General features: G+C 43.6%; 15 protein-coding genes and 1 tRNA gene. 4 read left to right on the top strand and 12 right to left on the bottom strand.

The features are described 5' to 3' along the window. Nucleotides 1-57: 57 nt before the first annotated feature. The 6 genes from BLW16_RS03015 to BLW16_RS02990 form a co-directional block, all read right to left on the bottom strand. Nucleotides 58-2,499 (bottom strand): TonB-dependent receptor domain-containing protein, encoded by a 2,442-nt coding sequence (locus tag BLW16_RS03015; RefSeq protein ID WP_090555023.1) that lies wholly within the window; start codon nt 2,497-2,499, stop codon nt 58-60. Between the two features lie 2 nt (nt 2,500-2,501). After that, the gene (locus BLW16_RS03010; RefSeq protein WP_090555022.1) at nt 2,502-3,845 is read right to left on the bottom strand and encodes an HTTM domain-containing protein; all 1,344 of its coding nucleotides are present in this window, start codon (nt 3,843-3,845) and stop codon (nt 2,502-2,504) included. Further along, a complete protein-coding gene (locus BLW16_RS03005) occupies nt 3,832-4,947 on the bottom strand; it encodes an imelysin family protein (RefSeq protein WP_090555021.1) in 1,116 nt (371 codons plus the stop codon). The genes BLW16_RS03010 and BLW16_RS03005 overlap by 14 nt, the downstream gene beginning before the upstream one ends. 70 nt (nt 4,948-5,017) lie before the next feature. Next, complete coding sequence (locus tag BLW16_RS03000) at nt 5,018-6,109, bottom strand: DUF4856 domain-containing protein (RefSeq protein ID WP_090555020.1); 1,092 nt, start codon at nt 6,107-6,109, stop codon at nt 5,018-5,020. 93 nt (nt 6,110-6,202) lie between these two features. Beyond that, nucleotides 6,203-6,844 carry a response regulator transcription factor gene (locus BLW16_RS02995; RefSeq protein WP_090555019.1) on the bottom strand — a complete coding sequence of 214 codons (642 nt, stop codon included), beginning with the start codon at nt 6,842-6,844 and terminating at the stop codon, nt 6,203-6,205. A gap of 96 nt (nt 6,845-6,940) precedes the next feature. Continuing rightward, nucleotides 6,941-7,402, bottom strand: a complete 462-nt coding sequence (locus tag BLW16_RS02990) for a type I restriction enzyme HsdR N-terminal domain-containing protein (RefSeq protein ID WP_090555017.1) — start codon at nt 7,400-7,402, stop codon at nt 6,941-6,943. A 56-nt stretch (nt 7,403-7,458) separates the two neighbouring features. Here BLW16_RS02990 and holA point away from each other — a divergent pair, with 56 nt between their 5' ends. Both holA and BLW16_RS02980 read left to right on the top strand, forming a co-directional pair. Further along, nucleotides 7,459-8,484, top strand: a complete 1,026-nt coding sequence (gene holA, locus BLW16_RS02985; protein ID WP_090555015.1) for a DNA polymerase III subunit delta — start codon at nt 7,459-7,461, stop codon at nt 8,482-8,484. An 86-nt stretch (nt 8,485-8,570) separates the two neighbouring features. Continuing rightward, nucleotides 8,571-8,975 (top strand): EVE domain-containing protein, encoded by a 405-nt coding sequence (locus tag BLW16_RS02980; RefSeq protein WP_090555013.1) that lies wholly within the window; start codon nt 8,571-8,573, stop codon nt 8,973-8,975. 29 nt (nt 8,976-9,004) lie between these two features. On the opposite strand, the gene BLW16_RS02975 is transcribed toward BLW16_RS02980, so the two are convergent. Beyond that, the gene (locus BLW16_RS02975; protein ID WP_090555011.1) at nt 9,005-9,526 is read right to left on the bottom strand and encodes an acyl-CoA thioesterase; all 522 of its coding nucleotides are present in this window, start codon (nt 9,524-9,526) and stop codon (nt 9,005-9,007) included. Nucleotides 9,527-9,603: 77 nt separating this feature from the next. Between BLW16_RS02975 and BLW16_RS02970 the strand changes: the two genes are divergently transcribed. Beyond that, the gene (locus BLW16_RS02970) at nt 9,604-11,094 is read left to right on the top strand and encodes an alpha-amylase (protein WP_175470468.1); all 1,491 of its coding nucleotides are present in this window, start codon (nt 9,604-9,606) and stop codon (nt 11,092-11,094) included. Nucleotides 11,095-11,145: 51 nt separating this feature from the next. Here the strand turns inward: BLW16_RS02970 and BLW16_RS02965 are convergent, their stop codons facing one another. The 3 genes from BLW16_RS02965 to BLW16_RS02955 form a co-directional block, all read right to left on the bottom strand. Next, nucleotides 11,146-11,478 carry a hypothetical protein gene (locus BLW16_RS02965; RefSeq protein WP_139298246.1) on the bottom strand — a complete coding sequence of 111 codons (333 nt, stop codon included), beginning with the start codon at nt 11,476-11,478 and terminating at the stop codon, nt 11,146-11,148. Between the two features lie 117 nt (nt 11,479-11,595). Next, a complete protein-coding gene (locus tag BLW16_RS02960; RefSeq protein ID WP_090555007.1) occupies nt 11,596-12,864 on the bottom strand; it encodes a type IX secretion system plug protein in 1,269 nt (422 codons plus the stop codon). Beyond that, nucleotides 12,864-14,783: an ABC-F family ATP-binding cassette domain-containing protein gene (locus BLW16_RS02955; RefSeq protein ID WP_090555005.1), complete on the bottom strand. Its 1,920-nt coding sequence runs from the start codon at nt 14,781-14,783 to the stop codon at nt 12,864-12,866. The genes BLW16_RS02960 and BLW16_RS02955 overlap by 1 nt, the downstream gene beginning before the upstream one ends. A gap of 166 nt (nt 14,784-14,949) precedes the next feature. On the opposite strand from BLW16_RS02955, the gene BLW16_RS02950 reads away from it, so the two are divergent. Beyond that, on the top strand, nt 14,950-15,981 hold the full coding sequence (locus tag BLW16_RS02950; RefSeq protein WP_090555003.1) for a quinone-dependent dihydroorotate dehydrogenase: 1,032 nt from the start codon (nt 14,950-14,952) through the stop codon (nt 15,979-15,981). Between the two features lie 89 nt (nt 15,982-16,070). Here the strand turns inward: BLW16_RS02950 and BLW16_RS02945 are convergent, their stop codons facing one another. Together BLW16_RS02945 and BLW16_RS02940 are read right to left on the bottom strand one after the other, a co-directional pair. Continuing rightward, nucleotides 16,071-16,253 (bottom strand): spore protein, encoded by a 183-nt coding sequence (locus BLW16_RS02945; protein ID WP_090555001.1) that lies wholly within the window; start codon nt 16,251-16,253, stop codon nt 16,071-16,073. 36 nt (nt 16,254-16,289) lie between these two features. Then, a tRNA-Cys gene (locus BLW16_RS02940) sits at nt 16,290-16,363 on the bottom strand. Between the last annotated feature and the right edge of the window lie 14 nt (nt 16,364-16,377).

The following is a 16,377-nucleotide window of genomic DNA, read 5'->3' as shown; positions in this document are numbered from 1 at the left end:
TCCTTAGTCCGTGTATCATGATGTGTAGATATCTATATGTCAAGATCTATATACCATTTATAATTTTACCTGCAGCGTTAAAAATACGCTTCTTGCATCTGCAGGGATGATACCGGGTCCGGGATAACTTTCAGCACGGCGGGTGAAATACCTTTTGTCTGCGAGGTTGTTTACTGAGCTTTGTATGGTGAAAACTTTACTGAGTTTATATTCCGCAGAAAGATCCATTACAGTATAAGCCGGGATTAAACCATCGATAGCATTGCTTGTAAAGATGGCATTCGTGGCATCGGTAAATTGTTCGCTGGTGTAGGATACCTGATAGCTGGCTGAAAATCTCTGATGCTGAAAGGAGAGCCCTGTTTTAAAGATCAGGTCTGGTGCCAGTTCTACCTTTTTATTCTGATAAGCAGGTTCATCACTGTTTACATAACGCGCGTTGATCAATGCAAGGTTAGTGAAGAGGGATACCCTTGTATTCTTATTGGTGATGTCATGGGTGATAAAGTGCAGGAGCTCCAGCTCTGCAAAAGATTCGAGGCCCAGGTTCCTGGATTGCGAAACATTGGTCCTCAGGCGGTAAATATTGAACGATACCGGGTCTACCTGTTGTACAGTTCCAATCCTGTTGTTATAATTGATAAAGAAGGCACTGACATCATAATTGAAGATACCGGAGATATTTCCCCTCATACCCAGATCAGCAGAATACCCTTTTTCATCTTTTAGATTAGGATTTGTGACGATATTTGGATTTGCAGAATGGATATCATTGAAATTAATGGCCCTGTAGTTTTGGGAAATATTGCCATACAGCTGAATGGCCTCGTTCTGCATATAACTTAATCCGAGCCCAGCTATTACAAAACGCCGGCTGCTGTTCCTGTCTTCCTGTATCTGCTCGCTAAAGAAAATATTTCCTGCCTGGTCTTTTTTGATGTTTGAATAAAAACCGTCGGCTTTGGTGATGATGTTTTCAAACCGGATACCGGGAATCACGCTGAATTTTGGGCTGATCTTAAATATATTTTCAGCAAATAAAGCCAGGTTGTAATTCGGGAAATTGTATTTTGAATAGGCATTGGCATCGCTGATCACGTAATCAAAGTCGGACGAATTACCCGTGCTGCCATCGTTTCCGATCCCTTGCTGGCGGTCAGTATGGCCTCTGTAAGCTCTCACACCCAACAGAAGGTTCTGCGGATTGTTGTTGATGTTATAGGCATACAAAAGGCGGGTTTCATTGCCGTAATTGCTGTATTTATCCTTGTACAGGTCTCTTGGCAAACCAGGGTCAGGGCGGTTAATAAAATCCAGATCGCCCAGCGCATCCCTGTCTGCTGACAGGCCGAAGAACCTTGAGTTCAGTTTCAGGTGGTCATTGATCTGGAAGTCTAAAATTGCCGCGCCGAGGTTCCAGTCTACTTTAAACCAGTTTCTGGCCCTTACAGACTGACGCGGATCTTCAGCGAATTGCGCATCGGTGAGTCCGCCGGGCTGTTGGGCAAGATAGTTCATATGCGTGTACTGAACAGTAACGGCCAGTTTATCATTGATGGTATAAATTACGGATGCGTATCCGGTGTTTACGTTAAAACCGGAATTTGGCCGCCAGCCATCGCCAGACTTGTGCTGGAAAAGCGCATAGTACTGCACCTTTTTTATCTTACCGGCAATGCTGTTGGTGGTATTGAAAAATCCCCATGACCCTGCTGTTTCACGGGAGATGACCTCTATGGGTTTGTCTGTGGTGGGGCCTTCCTTAAGTTTGAAGTTGATCAGTCCGCCGAACTGTGTTCCGTACTGCAGGGAAGCCGCGCCCCTTAGGATTTCTATGCGGTCTACCAGTTCCGCCGGGGGCGAATAATAGCTTTCGGGATAACCTAGTGCATCGGCACTGATGTCATATCCGTTTTGCCTGGTATTAAAGTTGGTAATCCTGTTTGGGTTTAATCCTCTTCCGCCGATGCCCAGCTGAATACCAGCGCCATCATTTTCCCAGATGTTCAGGCCTGCCACCTTTGCATATATCTGCCTGGTATTGTTGGTGGCCATATTGCCTACCACATCATTCAGTACAATGACCTCACTTTTTTTACCTGCATTAATGGTGGTGCCCTCTACTGCCTTTAAGCGTGTAACGCCAAATGTCTCTTCATCTTCGGCTCTTATTTTTACATCAAGCAGCTGTTTTACCGATTCCTCCATCACCAGGTTTAAGGTGAGGCTGCTGCTGACTTTTAGTGTGCGGACCAGCAGCTGGTATCCGACGGCAGAAATTTCCATGGTATAGGCAGCCGGTTTTATACCTGTTAAGCTGTAATTTCCTGCCTGGTCGCCCACTGCGGAATGGTGTGTTTTTTTTAAAGACACTGAAACCCCTGGTATACCTTCGCCCGAAGCCGTTTTAATCTGGCCTTGTACGGTAAAGTTTTGAGCCGACAGGTTGAAGGAAGTGATAGTTAACAGTAGAAAGATCAGTGTAAAGATGTGTTTCATTCTTATTTTCTATGAAATGGAAGGATCCATTTTTTGTGGTCAAAAGTTTCTTTTTCGTTCGTCAGATTTACGGTACTGTCGATATATAACCTGCTGCCGATTCCATTCAGCGTGACATAACTTTCGGCGGTAACTACAGGATGTTTAATCCCTTTCTTTTGATATTCCCGGGCCAGCAAATGTGCATACTGAAGGATCATATCGGGCTGGGTAGCCATCATGTTTTCCTGGAAAGGCGTAAGGTATTGTGCATTGATGATCTCAGATTGCAGGCCCGTTTCCGGATCTTTAACATGAAAGAAGGCTGTTCCCCCTTTCTCCATCAGCATGACACGCCATGAGAAACGATAGCCCTCTTCCGTCCAGTACAGGCTTCCGGGGTAGAGTAAATACCTGAAGGGCAGCAGTGCCTGAATGGTAAAATGAAGGATCAGAATGGCATATATAACGTTACGTTTGGAAACAGAGAGTCTATAAGGTATACCCGGTGTTTCCCGCTCCCCGGCTACAGCCCGAAGTATCTTTCTGAGCACGCTGATGATCTTTAGATGTGTCTGCGTTGAAAAGAAAATAATGGTGACAAAGATCATGATATAGGGGAACATCCCTATCCTGAAGAGCCAGGCGGTTACCAGGTGAAAAATGATCACCATCAGATAAGCTGGTTTCCTTGTAGAGGGATTTAGCAGTAAAAAACCAATAAAAAGGTCGAATACCGCACCGCACCAGCTGAATGCATAAGCAACCCAAAGCTTGCTTAAAAGGCCGCCTATGACAGGTAAATTGCTATTCGCCGGCAGCCATATGCGGAGTGGCATGGCCGCAATGAGCCAGTCATAGTTTAATTTGGATATTCCGGCAAAAAGATAGACCAGCAGGAGCTGTAATTTAAAGATGTTGATGGTCCAGGCAGGAACCCGGATAGTTTTTATTCGGGGATTCCGTATCACATCGACAGAGAAATAACGGTTTGCAGGAACCAGTATCATCAGAAAAGCCATGACACTGATAAAGTAATAGTGATTGAGATAAGTGGTTTTGTCAATCAGTTCTACATAAGTAAAACAGAGGAAAAAGAGCAGGATAGCAGTCCTGTAAAACAAACCTATGGTTACGAAAATGGCGGCAATGATAAGCAATGAGAACAGGGCATACATGCCTGTCGCCCCCATTGGTTTTACCCATCCGAAACCATAAAATGTAAAATGGAACTTTGGATGAATATAAAATGCATCTATCCACCCCCTTAAGACAAAGCGGACAGTGCTGATGAGCATAATAACCCCGAATGCCATCCGTAGAACGACAAGCGGGGCTATGTGTTTTGAGGTGTTAATCTCCGTCATTGTCACCAAAGGTGATTAAAACGCCCAGTGAGGAGGTCATATCTGTTTTGAGCAATACCGTAAGTTTTTGCAGCTCGGTATAAGCGGCGGTTACAGCAGCGGGGTTGGTTTTGATCTGATCTGACAAAGGATCTGTTAATCCCTGCAGTTTGGCTAGTGCAGCTGCAAACTGATTCTGGATAGTGGTGTTTAGCGATGCTCCGTCTTTTTTGGCATTTGCCTTGACCAGATAATCATCTAAGCCCAATCCGTCTCCCTGGGTACTTTTGCCCAGATAAATGTTTTGTATCGCCTGTATGTGCAGGATGGCCAACTGGACAGACATTTTGGAGTAATAGGCCTGAACCTTTGTTGGAAAGGTAGTGCCCATTGACTGTACCCCAGCCGGAACACCAACCTCGTAATTTTTAAGGATCTCATAGTCGTACACCAACTGGTTAATCAGCAGACTGGTAGAACTGCCAGTTGCAGTGCCTGCAGAAGCGTCGAAAGTTGCTTTATAAGTGGACCAACCCGTTAAAACAGTTGTAGCCGCTGCTTTAATTTCTGCAGACAGTTTAGCCAGGTAAGCTTTCCTGTTCGCCGCTGCTGCGTCGGAAGTGTACATCAGTAAAATAGAGCTATTATCAGCACCCAGGCCAAATAACAGATAATCCATTGCAGGAAGGCCTTTTGCCGACAGATTGGCAAATGTACTGAGGTCATAGGTCCCTGAACTGATATTTGAACTGATCTGGGATACACTGGTTGGATAAGTGTTTACATTCACTCTCAGTGTTGCGGTCTCTGCCGGGCCGAATTCAAAGACCGAGACAGCCTGCCATTGTTTATATGTAGCCTGAAATGCTGTCTGCAGCGCCAGAAGTCTGGTGTTGTCCGGACTGGCGTTAAATGCTGAAACCGCAGCGTCTAAATTGACTGAGGCGGTTTGGAAGGAGGTGTATGCCGGTAAGATGATATTGGTACTGATGTTCCTGAGCATGCCTTTATTGTCAAAGGACGAGGAATTATCAGTAGAGGAGGAGCTGCCAGATTTTTTACAGGACTGTACAGCAATCAGTGTCGAAGCAGCGATTAAAGCTACATAAATGGATTTTCGCATTGTAAATTTTGTTTAAAGCCAGCCCCGGTTATTACTGAGGCTGGCTGATTTTCGGGAAACCTGGGGAAGACTATAAAATGTCTTTCACACTTTCAAATCCGTATTGTGCGGCAACCGCATCCCTGATCGCATCCAGCTGGACAGGGGTCAGGTCATAAAAGTTTTTGGGGAACAAAGCAAGTATCTCATTGATCTTTGCATCAGTGATTTTTTTCTTTGGATTGTATTTCAAAGAGTAGACAAATCCGTAACATTCAGAAAGCCTGCTGTTTCTTACAATGTTATCATTGATGGATTCTTTCACTTCTTTTACCTCCTGAAGGGCTGCTGCAGCGGTTAGCTTTTCGAAGGCCTCCAGGATAATAGTGGCCTGGGCAAGTTTGGTTTTATCATCCTTGTTGCTGATCGCTGCTCTTCCTTTCAGGAAGGCATCCATCAGGGTTTTATTGGCCGGATAGCCTGCATCTACCTGGGTGCTGTAGCTTCCCCAGAATTTTACGCCGGTTTTATTGGTTGGAAAGTCGATAGGCACGCTCCAGTAACCGAAGGCGAGGTCCCAATTGTGTTCCATGGCCGTTCCGCTTCCGGTAACAACTGTCGTGTTGTTCACTGAAGAGCTGATTCCACCATCCATATAGTTGCTTACGATCTGGTAGGTGATCAGTCCGCCCATGATGGTTTTGTTAAATACCTGAGCATAGTTGATGCCCGAGCCCGTTAATGCATATACAGGTGTATTTGCCGCGTTTTTACCCACGCCTGCAACTCCTCTGCTGGCTGGCTGGGTAGACTGGCTAACCTTTACGAGGCTGTCAATAAAACTCAGTACGTCTGTCTGGAACAGGGCTGCAGTCTGATCTTTGATCTGGATACCTGAAGTATTGTAAGCAGCTGTGGCAAATGGTGCGCCTGTATTGCTGAACATCGCTTTTAGCTTTGCTCCGTCAACCGGGCCTGAGATTGCATTTTTCATCAGGTTAGACATTTCAGTAGCCATTCCCAGGCGGGTAGTTGAAGCTGAAAAATCTACATTTGAGAAATTATAGGTTGTCGGGACAGTATAAACCGGAATGGTATCTCCACCATTGTCTGAATCCTTACTGCAGCTTGCTGCGATCAGTACCAGTGCCGAAAGGCTGAGTGCTGTAAATGTTCTTTTCATATTTGAGTTATCAGTTGCTTATTATAATAACGCAAATTTAGATTCGGGAACGGGGCATGGCAATACCCCCCTGGGGGTATATTAATAATCAGTCTAAATAAAGACGTCGTTAATATAACTCAGCAGAAAAATTAATTCTGAAGCATGTTTAAAGGTAAAACCCAGTTTTTTGATGATATTCTTACGGTGTGTTTTAATCGTGTGCACACTCAGAAACAGCTTTTCCGCAATTTCTTTGTTGGCTTTACCTTCAGCAATTAACTGGATAATCTCCGTTTCACGGTAAGACAGCAGGGGAGTGCCATCTGCCTTTCTTGCAGGCAGCTTATGACCGAAGAGGGTTTCCTGAGTCTTTTTGCAATAGTACTGTTCGTTCCTGGCCGTGGCATGAATGGCCTCTAGAAGTTCTTCAACGGAAGACTCCTTACATACATAACTTCTGATACCGTGATTGATGATCTCAAGAATATCGTTCTTATGCTGCCTGTTGGACAGGATTAAAATCCGTGCAAAGTCAAATGACGCGTAGATATTTTGAATATCATTCGCCGAGTAGTCATGTCCATAATTATGGTCCATGATAATTACATCAGGTTTTAGTGCCCAGAGCATTTTTTTTAGCTCTTCAGGGGAAGCCGCAGTTCCCAGCACCTCAATATCATGATGATTTGATAATACGGATATGACCCCTTCACGGGTTAATATTTGCTTATCTGCGAGAAGTACTTTGATCACGTTATGTAGTTATTAAGTCTGGTTCTAAATACATTTACGTAAGGTACATACTATCGGTTGCCTTATTCTAAAATTATTTTAATTTCTGATGGATAATTACAACATGCCATATTCGGGTAACTCCTCAAAGAACAAAAACTTTGAAGCTTCATGATCAATCTGCGCATAACAGTGTTTCAGCCCGTTTGTAACCACCAGCCATTTGGCCTGGTGTACAGAATTATATCTTGCAGCCTGATCAAATACTCCCTGCGAGATCTTAACAGCAGGTGCCTTGCATTCGATCACCATAATTCTCTCTCCTGCGGTATTGAAGATCACGATGTCAGTACGCTTTTGTAATTGATTTAGGCTCAGTCCGCCTTCAATCTGTATCAGAGACCTGGGGAACTTTTTGTCCCTGATCAGGTAATGGATAAAATGCTGGCGTACCCATTCCTCAGGGGTTAAAACCAGGTGCTTTTTTCTAACTTCATCAAAGATGAAATGCTGATTTTCTTTCAACGTGATTTTGAAAGGGTACGGCGGTAGGTTTAATGCTGTGGGGGTAAATGCCATTTGTGCAAAAATAACCTTTAATAATTAGTTTTAAGCGGTTACATTTGGAATAATTTATGACTGCTTCCGATATTATAAAAGACCTTAAAGCTAAAAAGTTTAAGCCTGTTTACCTCTTACATGGTGAAGAACCCTATTATATTGATCAGATCATTCATTATATGGAACAGCATATTCTGACTGAGATGGAAAAAGGCTTTAACCAAACGGTGTTGTATGGTAAGGACACGGATATGGCTACGATTTTAAATGCAGCAAAACGTTATCCGATGATGTCTGACTACCAGCTGATTGTAGTAAAGGAAGCACAGGACCTGAAATGGTCTAAGGAAACGGAGGGGAGCAGCAAAGAAGCCGAATTTGTACAGAATTATTTTGAAAATCCCCTCAGCAGTACGATACTGGTGCTGGGATTTAAATATGCCAACTTTGACAAGCGGAAGAAGATCTTCAAGTCGGTCACAAAAAATGGGCTTGTCTTTCAGTCAGACCCGGTAAGGGATTATAAGCTTGCCCAGTGGATCGAAGACCTGGTAAGAGAAAAGGAAATGAAGATCGCCCCGCAGGCTTCCGCCCTGATGGCCGAATATCTTGGTGCAGACCTGTCCAAGATCTCCAATGAACTGGAGAAACTGATGCTGAATATCAGTAAGGAAACTACTATTGATACTGATCTGGTTCAAAAGAATATCGGGATCAGTAAAGAGTATAATGTGTTCGAGCTGCAAAAGGCCCTGGCCTCCCGTAACGTGTTGAAATCAAATCAGATCATTAACTACTTTGCCGATAACCCTAAAGCCAACCCTATGGTAATGGTGATGGCCAATCTGAACTCCTACTTTTCCAAGATCCTTAAATATCATTACCTTCAGAATAAGAATGATGCAGCCAAAGAACTGGGGGTGAACCCATATTTTGTAAAGGATTACGAAATGGCAGCGCGGAATTACAACCTGAATAAAACTTTCGATATTATCAGTCTGCTGAGGGAATATGACCTGAAAAGCAAAGGAGTAGACAGTACAGGCAACGTCACAGACGGGGAACTGCTGAAGGAGTTATTGTTTAAAATGATACATTAATCGCATTGATTCACCCTGATATTGTCCGGTTTTAGTAGTTTTGACCATTATTCCATCATAGTATACAATTAAGCATTTTAACAACAATGAACTATTTCTTAGTCAAATCAGAACCTTTCAAATACAGCTGGGAACAGTTTAATAAAGACGGCCGTACTTTTTGGGATGGTGTACGGAATTACCAGGCCCGCAATAACATCAAGCTGATGAAAGAGGGCGACCTGGTTCTTTTTTATCACAGTAACGAGGGCAAGAACGTTGTGGGGATAGCTAAAGTAGTAAGAGAATTCTACCAGGACCCAACTACAGATGATGCCAATTGGGTAGTGGTGGATTTATCGCCGGTAGAAACCCTGAAAAATCCTGTTTCCCTGGAGCAGATCAAGGCAGAAGAAAGCCTGAAAGAGATCTCCCTGGTCAAACAGGGACGTTTATCGGTAATGCAGCTTAAGGCGACAGAGTTCGATAAAATTCTTGAAATGGGCAGCTAAACAGCTGCCTTTGGGTTTTAATGAAGCGGTTATTCGTTGAAGAATAAGGCTTTTAATTCTTTAGCATCATGAGCGTTCATTTTACCCGCCAGGATCAGGCGGATCTGCCGTCTTCTTAAAGCACCGGCAAACAGTTCAATCTCTTCCTCCGTCTCAGGAGACAGTTCCGGCACAGGTATCGGCCTGCCGCTCTGGTCTACAGCAACAAAAGTGTAATAAGCTTCATTTGATTTGATGCGGCTTCCCGAAGGAATGTTTTCTGCCCATACATCCATACGGACCTCCACGGAAGTATGAAATGCACGTGTCACTTTGGCTTCAATAGTGATCACATCTCCCAGTTTAATTGCATGCTGGAAAGAAACATTATCTACAGAAGCTGTCACTACGATCCTGTTACAATGTTTTTGTGCAGAAATCGCGGCGGCGATATCCATCCAGTGCAGCAATCTGCCCCCCATTAAGTTATTCAGCGTATTGGTATCATTGGGTAACACTAATTCATTCATGACGGTGAATGAATTCTTGGGATGTTTAATTATTGTGCTCATATTTCCTGCAAAAGTAAACAAAAACTAAGACTTCATGTTATTGTACTGCAGGCTTAAAAAATACACATATAAATATAATGATCAATCAAACCCTGGTACAGTACTTCCACTGGTATTACAACGACGAACTGAAATTATGGAAAAAAGTTTCTGCGGAGGCAAAAACATTAAAAGAGATAGGAATTACCGGAGTTTGGCTTCCACCGGCCTATAAATCTACAGAAGGGGATAACTCTGTCGGGTACGACTGTTACGACCTGTATGATTTGGGCGAGTTCGATCAGAAGAATAGCGTGCCTACCAAATATGGTACTAAAGAAGAATATCTTCAGGCAATAAAAAATCTGCATGAGCAGCAGATCATGGTCATTGCCGATGTTGTATTTAACCATAAGGCGGGAGCAGATGAACTGGAAAAGGTACCTGTAAAGAGGGTTAACACCGATAATCGCAGTGAATTTACTTCTGATACCTTTGAAATCGAAGCATGGACAAAATTCACCTTCCCCGGCAGAAAGGGCAAATACTCAGAATTTATCTGGGACAAAAGCTGTTTCAGCGGAATTGACTGGGCAGAAGACCTGCAGGAAACTGCTATTTTCTCTATACAAAATGAATATGGCGATGGTTGGGAAGATGTACCTTCAGATGAAATGGGGAATTATGATTACCTGATGTTCAATGATATTGAATTCAGGAACGAAGCCGTTCGTGAAGAGTTGAAAAGGTGGGGAGAATGGTATCATGAAACCTGCGGTATGGGTGGCTTCAGGCTGGATGCCGTAAAACATATTTCGCCAAGATACCTGAAAGAATGGCTGGACCACATGAAGGCCAAATTTGATAAAGATTTTTTCATCGTGGCAGAGAACTGGATTCTTGATGATGTAAATAAACTCAGAAGTTATGTAGACCTCACAGAGAGAAGGATGCAGCTATTCGACTCGATGCTTCACCACAACTTCTATCAGGCGGGACAGCAGGGTGACGGATATGATATGAGCAAGATCTTTGTGGATACACTGGTGGAATCACATCCGCAGCTTTCGGTTACTTTTATCGATAACCATGATTCGCAGCCCCTGCAATCCCTTGAAGCTTATGTGGATTTCTGGTTCCGTCCTTTAGCCTATGCACTGATCCTGTTAAGAGAGCAGGGAATTCCCTGTATCTTTTATCCTGACCTGTACGGGGCGAAATACATAGACAAAGACACCGAAGGAAATGATGCTGACGTGGAGCTGATCGGTGTGCCGCAGCTGGACGTAATGATCAGGACACGCAGAGATGCGGCCCATGGTTTACAGCGGGAGTATTTCGACCATCCGAATTGTATCGGCTGGACAAGAGAGGGGAGTGCTGAAAATGAAAATTCTGGTGTTGCCGTTGTATTGAGTAATGGTGAAGAGGGAACCAAGCATATGGAAATGGGCGGAGGGCATGCCGGAAAAACGTTCGTTGATGCTTTGGGATACAGCGCTGAAGAAGTGACAGTGAATGAAGATGGGTGGGCAGATTTCTTTTGTGCAGCGGGCAGTGTATCGATATGGATACTTAAAGCAGAATAGGGAATAGATTATTCTACCAGCGGTTTCAGTCAACTGCTGTTAGAATATAGCTTACTGCTGCAGGAAGAGCTTGATCAGCCCGGCAATTACCGCTGTTTGCCCCATAATAAAGATAAAGGTCCATTTCATGAGCTCTGTCTTTGTTTCCAGGATCATTTTGGTCAGTTTAGTTTCCAGTATGATCAGGTCTTCTTTTATGGAGGTGATTTTTGTATTTACTATCACCAGATCCTCTTTTGTGGCAAGATGTGAAATTTTTGTGTCTGTTTCTTTTGCTACCATAGCTTTCATACATTCTTTAAGATACGTAACGACGGCCTTTGCACTGGCATCATTCAATCTGTTTTTAAGTACTTCATAAAGATTTAATGCTTGTGTTGTCATTTTACCGTTTTTTAAATTATTAACTAAACTGGCGGTGTAATGTTCTTCACAAAAATAACAAACTTTCATTAAAGTAGAAAATAAAAACAATAAAAATATTAACGTATATGAAATACACTATTTCTGTACGGTGCTGACGGTACTGTAACCAATCAGTTCATCCCAGCGGGAGCCAGGTCTGCGGTAATAAACAAAAGCCTGATAGTCGTTCTCGGTCTCAAAGAAAGAGCCTTCAAATACGGTATTGTCAATATCTCCGCTGGCATTGTCTTTCCATACATACTGATAGTCGTACACTCCCTGTTTCAGGTACAGGCCGGAATAGAATTTCTTTTTGGAGGCATCATAGTTCAGTTTGTTCTCTTCGCTAAGCGTATAGTTATTGAACCTGCCCACTACATAAACGCTGCCGTTCTCATTGGGCGCTTTGGCATTTAATGTAAACAATACATGTTCATAGTCGCTGTCTGTATCGTTGTCTACATTATCCTGGTTGCGTACAAAGAAAGCTCCATTGTCATCAGTTATCTGCGTGTATTTTGGTGCATTCCCATTCAGGTCCTGGAACAGCACAATATTATTTGTACTGTCGGTAGATAAATCCTGCACGTGTACGCCTTTGTAACGCAGGCTGCGGGAATCGAACTTCCTGAATTCGTTACCTCCCGGAAAATCGTTGCTGCTGAGGTCATTGTAAATCAATGAACCCGGTTTTACAAAGGTTGGCTTCGTGTTCAGCTTTGCCGTCAGCGGATTTCCGTTCTGCAGCAGTATCAGCTTAACATCTGAAAAAGGATTTTGAATGGTTAGGGTATACGTAACGGTCACATTCAGCTTCTGGTTGCTGAATCTTAAAGAGACCTCATTGCTGGGCAGGATTTGTGTGCCGGTATTCACCTGTTTGTCGGCAGCTATAAAAAAGCGCTGTGAGCAAACCGGCTTACGCTGATCTCCGTCCTCATATACTTTCAGCAGGTAATTGCCGGATATCTTCGGCTTGATCTGCTCATTGGGTAAACTGAGCGTATAATGGGTAAACTTTTGAAGTGTCTTTGAAGAATAGGCATAATCGATGATCCTGTCTTCGGTTGTTCCTTCCAGGTAATCCAGTGCAGATATCCCCGAAGACTTCCAGTCATAGGTACAATGCTCTACGGTATACCAGTAGTTCTTGCTTCCTCCCCTTAAATCGTCAAAAGAGAACAGTAACTGCTCTTTTGAACCCAGGGTGATCACCGGGATGGATTGCTCTCTCTGAGCGTTGTAACACTGTACGGTTTTTATTTGTGTGCTGTACACTTTATTGTCGTACACAAACTGCTGCTGTGCTGCAGCAATTTGTAAGATGAACAAACTTAAAAAGAGCAATACTCCCTGTTTAACCATTAATTGCTTTCTAGTTCCATAATTTCAGCTGCAAGTTCCTCCCATTTATTCTGGGCGGCGTCCAGCAGCTGTTTTGCTGTAAGATATCTCTTATTCGCATCGGCAAGTTTTGCCTGATCGCTGTAAACTTTTTCATCGGCCATCTCAGCTTCAATAACTTTTACATCTTTGTCCAGCTGAACAGTTTCCTGTTCGATCTTCTGTAACTGATCATTTAGTTTTTTGAGCTGCTGCTGGCTGTTTGCCGTTACCGGTTTTTCTTCAGTTTTCGGTTTAACCTCTTTCTCCGCGGGTTTTACAGGAATACTTTTGGGAACAGGGATAATTCTCTTACTATTCCAGATTTCATATTCTGCATAAGTACCGGGATATTGTTTGATCTGTTCTTCTTCTATGAACCAGATCTTATTGGCTACATTATCCAGGAAGTACCTGTCGTGGGATACGGCAATGAAAGTGCCTTCAAACTGTTTTAAAGCCTGGATCAAAATATTAACCGATTGTATGTCCAGGTGATTCGTAGGCTCATCCAGGATCAGGAAGTTTGAATCCGTTGTTAATGACTTGGCCAGGGCAACCCTTGACTTTTCTCCTCCGGAGAGGACTTTGATCTTCTTGAATACATCGTCTCCAGTAAACAGGAAACATCCGAGAATGGACCGTAACTCCGTATCCGTATGTTTTGGTGCAAAGGCCTGCAACTCTTCCAGAATGCTATTGCCGAGGTGCAGCGATTCCAGCTGATGCTGGGCAAAGAAAGTAGTGGTGACATTGTGCCCGGTCTCGCAGGACCCCTCAAATTTCTCCACACCTGCAACCATCCTCAACAGGGTTGACTTTCCTTTTCCGTTGGCACCAATCAGGGCAATCTTATCGCCTTTTTCAATTACTGCTTCCGCATTTTCAAGAATATCTATATTGGGATATTTTTTTGTTGCATTTTCAATCCTGATCACGTGGCGGCCCGAAGGTTTGGTGAACTTAAAGCTGAAGTTCACTGTAGGGTTGTCGTCGTCGACATCTTCCACACGTTCCATCTTATCCAGGGCCTTCATGCGTGACTGAGCCATTTTAGCTTTACTGGCTTTGGCTTTAAAACGCTCAATCAGTTTTTCTTCCTGTTTGATCTTGGCCTGCTGGTTTTTAAATTCTCCTTTTTGGATCTCGCCCCTTAATGATTTCTCTTCCAGGTAAAAGGTGTAATTTCCGGCGTAAGTGGTCAGTTTTCCCTTGCGTGATTCTACCGTACGGTTCACGATTTTATCCAGGAAATACCTGTCGTGAGACACGATCACGATAGCCCCTTCAAATCCGGCCAGATAAGTTTCCAACCATTTGATGGAAGGTAAATCCATGTGGTTGGTTGGCTCATCCAGTAACAGGATGTCCGGAGTTTGCAAAAGGATCTTCGCCAGCATGACACGCATACGCCATCCTCCCGAGAAGGTATTCAGCGGGCGGTGCTGATCTGCAGTGCTGAAACCCAGACCTGCAAGGATCTCATTTGCCTTGTATTCGATATTGTAACCGTCAAGTGCCTCAAACTCCTGCTGCTTGTCGCTCAGTTTGTAGAGTACTTCTTCAGAATAATCGGTTTCTATCTTTTTTAAGAGTACTTCAATTTCATCATGTATCTGGTTCTGGCGCTCAAAAGCTTCCATGGCCACATGCAAAATCGTATGGTGGGATTCGTAAGATAGTAAATCCTGGTTCAGGTAGCCGATCTTTAAGTCTTTGGACATAGAGATACTTCCTGAAGAAGGCGCATATTCCCCTACAATTATTTTTAGTAAAGTAGATTTTCCCGTTCCATTGGCGCCAATAAGGCCAATTCTTTCTCCTGGTTTAATGTGCCAGTTCGCTTCGTCATATAAAGCCCTGGAACCTATAAGGAATGTTAAGTCGTTTATCGAAATCATGTTGGGTGCAAAAATACAATTTTTAGGCGCATTTTGTTTGATATTCAAGCGTATCTCTGACGAATTTCTACGTTTTAATTACACGAACCGGTCAGTTTGGGGGGAATGTGCGGACTGACGTGATATTTTTGATCAATATACTGATCACATTTTTTATCTTCGTTGGATGTATCGACTGATTAAACCTATCTTTTTTAAGTTTGACCCTGAGAAGGTTCACTATTTTGTGGTGAAGAGACTGAAGTGGTTCCATGAACATTTCCCTCTGGGGAAGACCATATTGCGCAGCAGTTTCGACATTCATATCAGGGGGCTGGAGCGCGAGGTTTTCGGGATCAAATTCAGGAACCCTGTAGGGCTGGCCGCGGGCTTTGATAAGAATGGTGAATACGTTGAAGCACTGAGCGATCTGGGCTTTGGATTTATTGAAGTGGGAACAGTAACACCTCTGCCGCAACCGGGAAATGACCTGCCAAGGATGTTCAGGCTTCCTGATGATGAAGCACTGATCAACAGGATGGGCTTCAATAATAAAGGGGTTGACATACTGGCCGAAAGATTAAGGGTATTGAAGGCAAAGGATAACAGCATTGTAGTTGGCGGCAACATCGGGAAAAATAAAAATACCCCTAATGAAGAGGCAGTAAACGATTATGTGAAATGTTTTGACCGGCTGTTTGACGTGGTTGATTACTTCGTTGTGAACGTAAGTTCTCCCAACACACCGGGCTTAAGGGCACTGCAGGAAAAAGAGCCTTTGACCCTGCTGCTGAACACCCTGCAGGAACGCAACCATAAAAATGGTATCTCCAGGCCCATCTTACTGAAGATCGCGCCAGACCTCAGCAATGAGCAGCTGGATGATATCGTGGATATTGTAAAAGTTACCGGTATTGCAGGTGTGATTGCCACAAATACAACGATTGACAGAAGCGGTCTGTATACCGCTCCGGAACTTTCTGCTGAAACCGGCGGACTGAGCGGCAAGCCCCTGACACAACGTTCAACAGAGGTGATCCGCTACTTATCGGAGAAATCAAACCGTGCATTTCCTATTATAGGTGTTGGCGGGATCCACTCTCCCCAGGATGCAAAGGATAAAATTGAAGCAGGCGCCTCACTGGTGCAGCTATATACAGGCTTCATTTATGAAGGGCCGGGCATTGTGAAAAGGATCTGTAAAGAGCTGATCAGATAACAGGGCAGACCCGTCTGGCCTAAAATACAAGGCATAAAAAAAACCTTTCCGGATATCCGGAAAGGTTTTTGTCTTTTAACAAAAAGAACTTATGCTCTTAAAGCTGCAGAAAGTTGATCTAACAACAGGTTGTTTTTAGCTAACTGATCTTTTTTAGACTGTTTTGAACGGCTGCCTAATTCGATGTTTGTAGCTAGTTTCAACGTTTTAACTTCTAAACGTGAAGTTACGTGGTTTTGTCTGTCTTTTCTTTTTAATCTGGTAACTGCCATGGTCTTAACCTTTAGTTTTTTTAATTTATATAAATCTGGAGGTCGAGAGCGGATTCGAACCGCTGTACGAGGTTTTGCAGACCTCTGCCTAGCCACTCGGCCACTCGACCTGTTGAAATTCAGG

The sequence above is a fragment of the Pedobacter hartonius genome (assembly GCF_900107535.1).
Taxonomy (GTDB): Bacteria; Bacteroidota; Bacteroidia; order Sphingobacteriales; family Sphingobacteriaceae; genus Pedobacter; species Pedobacter hartonius.
The sequence above is the reverse complement of the archived record's forward strand: the minus strand, read 5'-3'. Positions and strand labels throughout refer to the sequence as shown.

Excerpts from the sequence above, each read along its gene's own strand:
- BLW16_RS02955 (WP_090555005.1), bottom strand. The coding sequence starts at position 14,783 with ATGATTTCGATAAACGACTTAACATTCCTTATAGGTTCCAGGGCTTTA.
- BLW16_RS03000 (WP_090555020.1), bottom strand. The coding sequence starts at position 6,109 with ATGAAAAGAACATTTACAGCACTCAGCCTTTCGGCACTGGTACTGATC.
- BLW16_RS03010 (WP_090555022.1), bottom strand. The coding sequence starts at position 3,845 with ATGACGGAGATTAACACCTCAAAACACATAGCCCCGCTTGTCGTTCTA.
- BLW16_RS02990 (WP_090555017.1), bottom strand. The coding sequence starts at position 7,402 with ATGGCATTTACCCCCACAGCATTAAACCTACCGCCGTACCCTTTCAAA.
- BLW16_RS02960 (WP_090555007.1), bottom strand. The coding sequence starts at position 12,864 with ATGGTTAAACAGGGAGTATTGCTCTTTTTAAGTTTGTTCATCTTACAA.
- BLW16_RS02980 (WP_090555013.1), top strand. The coding sequence starts at position 8,571 with ATGAACTATTTCTTAGTCAAATCAGAACCTTTCAAATACAGCTGGGAA.
- BLW16_RS02970 (WP_175470468.1), top strand. The coding sequence starts at position 9,604 with ATGATCAATCAAACCCTGGTACAGTACTTCCACTGGTATTACAACGAC.
- BLW16_RS02975 (WP_090555011.1), bottom strand. The coding sequence starts at position 9,526 with ATGAGCACAATAATTAAACATCCCAAGAATTCATTCACCGTCATGAAT.
- BLW16_RS02965 (WP_139298246.1), bottom strand. The coding sequence starts at position 11,478 with ATGACAACACAAGCATTAAATCTTTATGAAGTACTTAAAAACAGATTG.
- BLW16_RS02945 (WP_090555001.1), bottom strand. The coding sequence starts at position 16,253 with ATGGCAGTTACCAGATTAAAAAGAAAAGACAGACAAAACCACGTAACT.
- BLW16_RS03005 (WP_090555021.1), bottom strand. The coding sequence starts at position 4,947 with ATGCGAAAATCCATTTATGTAGCTTTAATCGCTGCTTCGACACTGATT.
- BLW16_RS02950 (WP_090555003.1), top strand. The coding sequence starts at position 14,950 with ATGTATCGACTGATTAAACCTATCTTTTTTAAGTTTGACCCTGAGAAG.
- BLW16_RS03015 (WP_090555023.1), bottom strand. The coding sequence starts at position 2,499 with ATGAAACACATCTTTACACTGATCTTTCTACTGTTAACTATCACTTCC.
- holA (WP_090555015.1), top strand. The coding sequence starts at position 7,459 with ATGACTGCTTCCGATATTATAAAAGACCTTAAAGCTAAAAAGTTTAAG.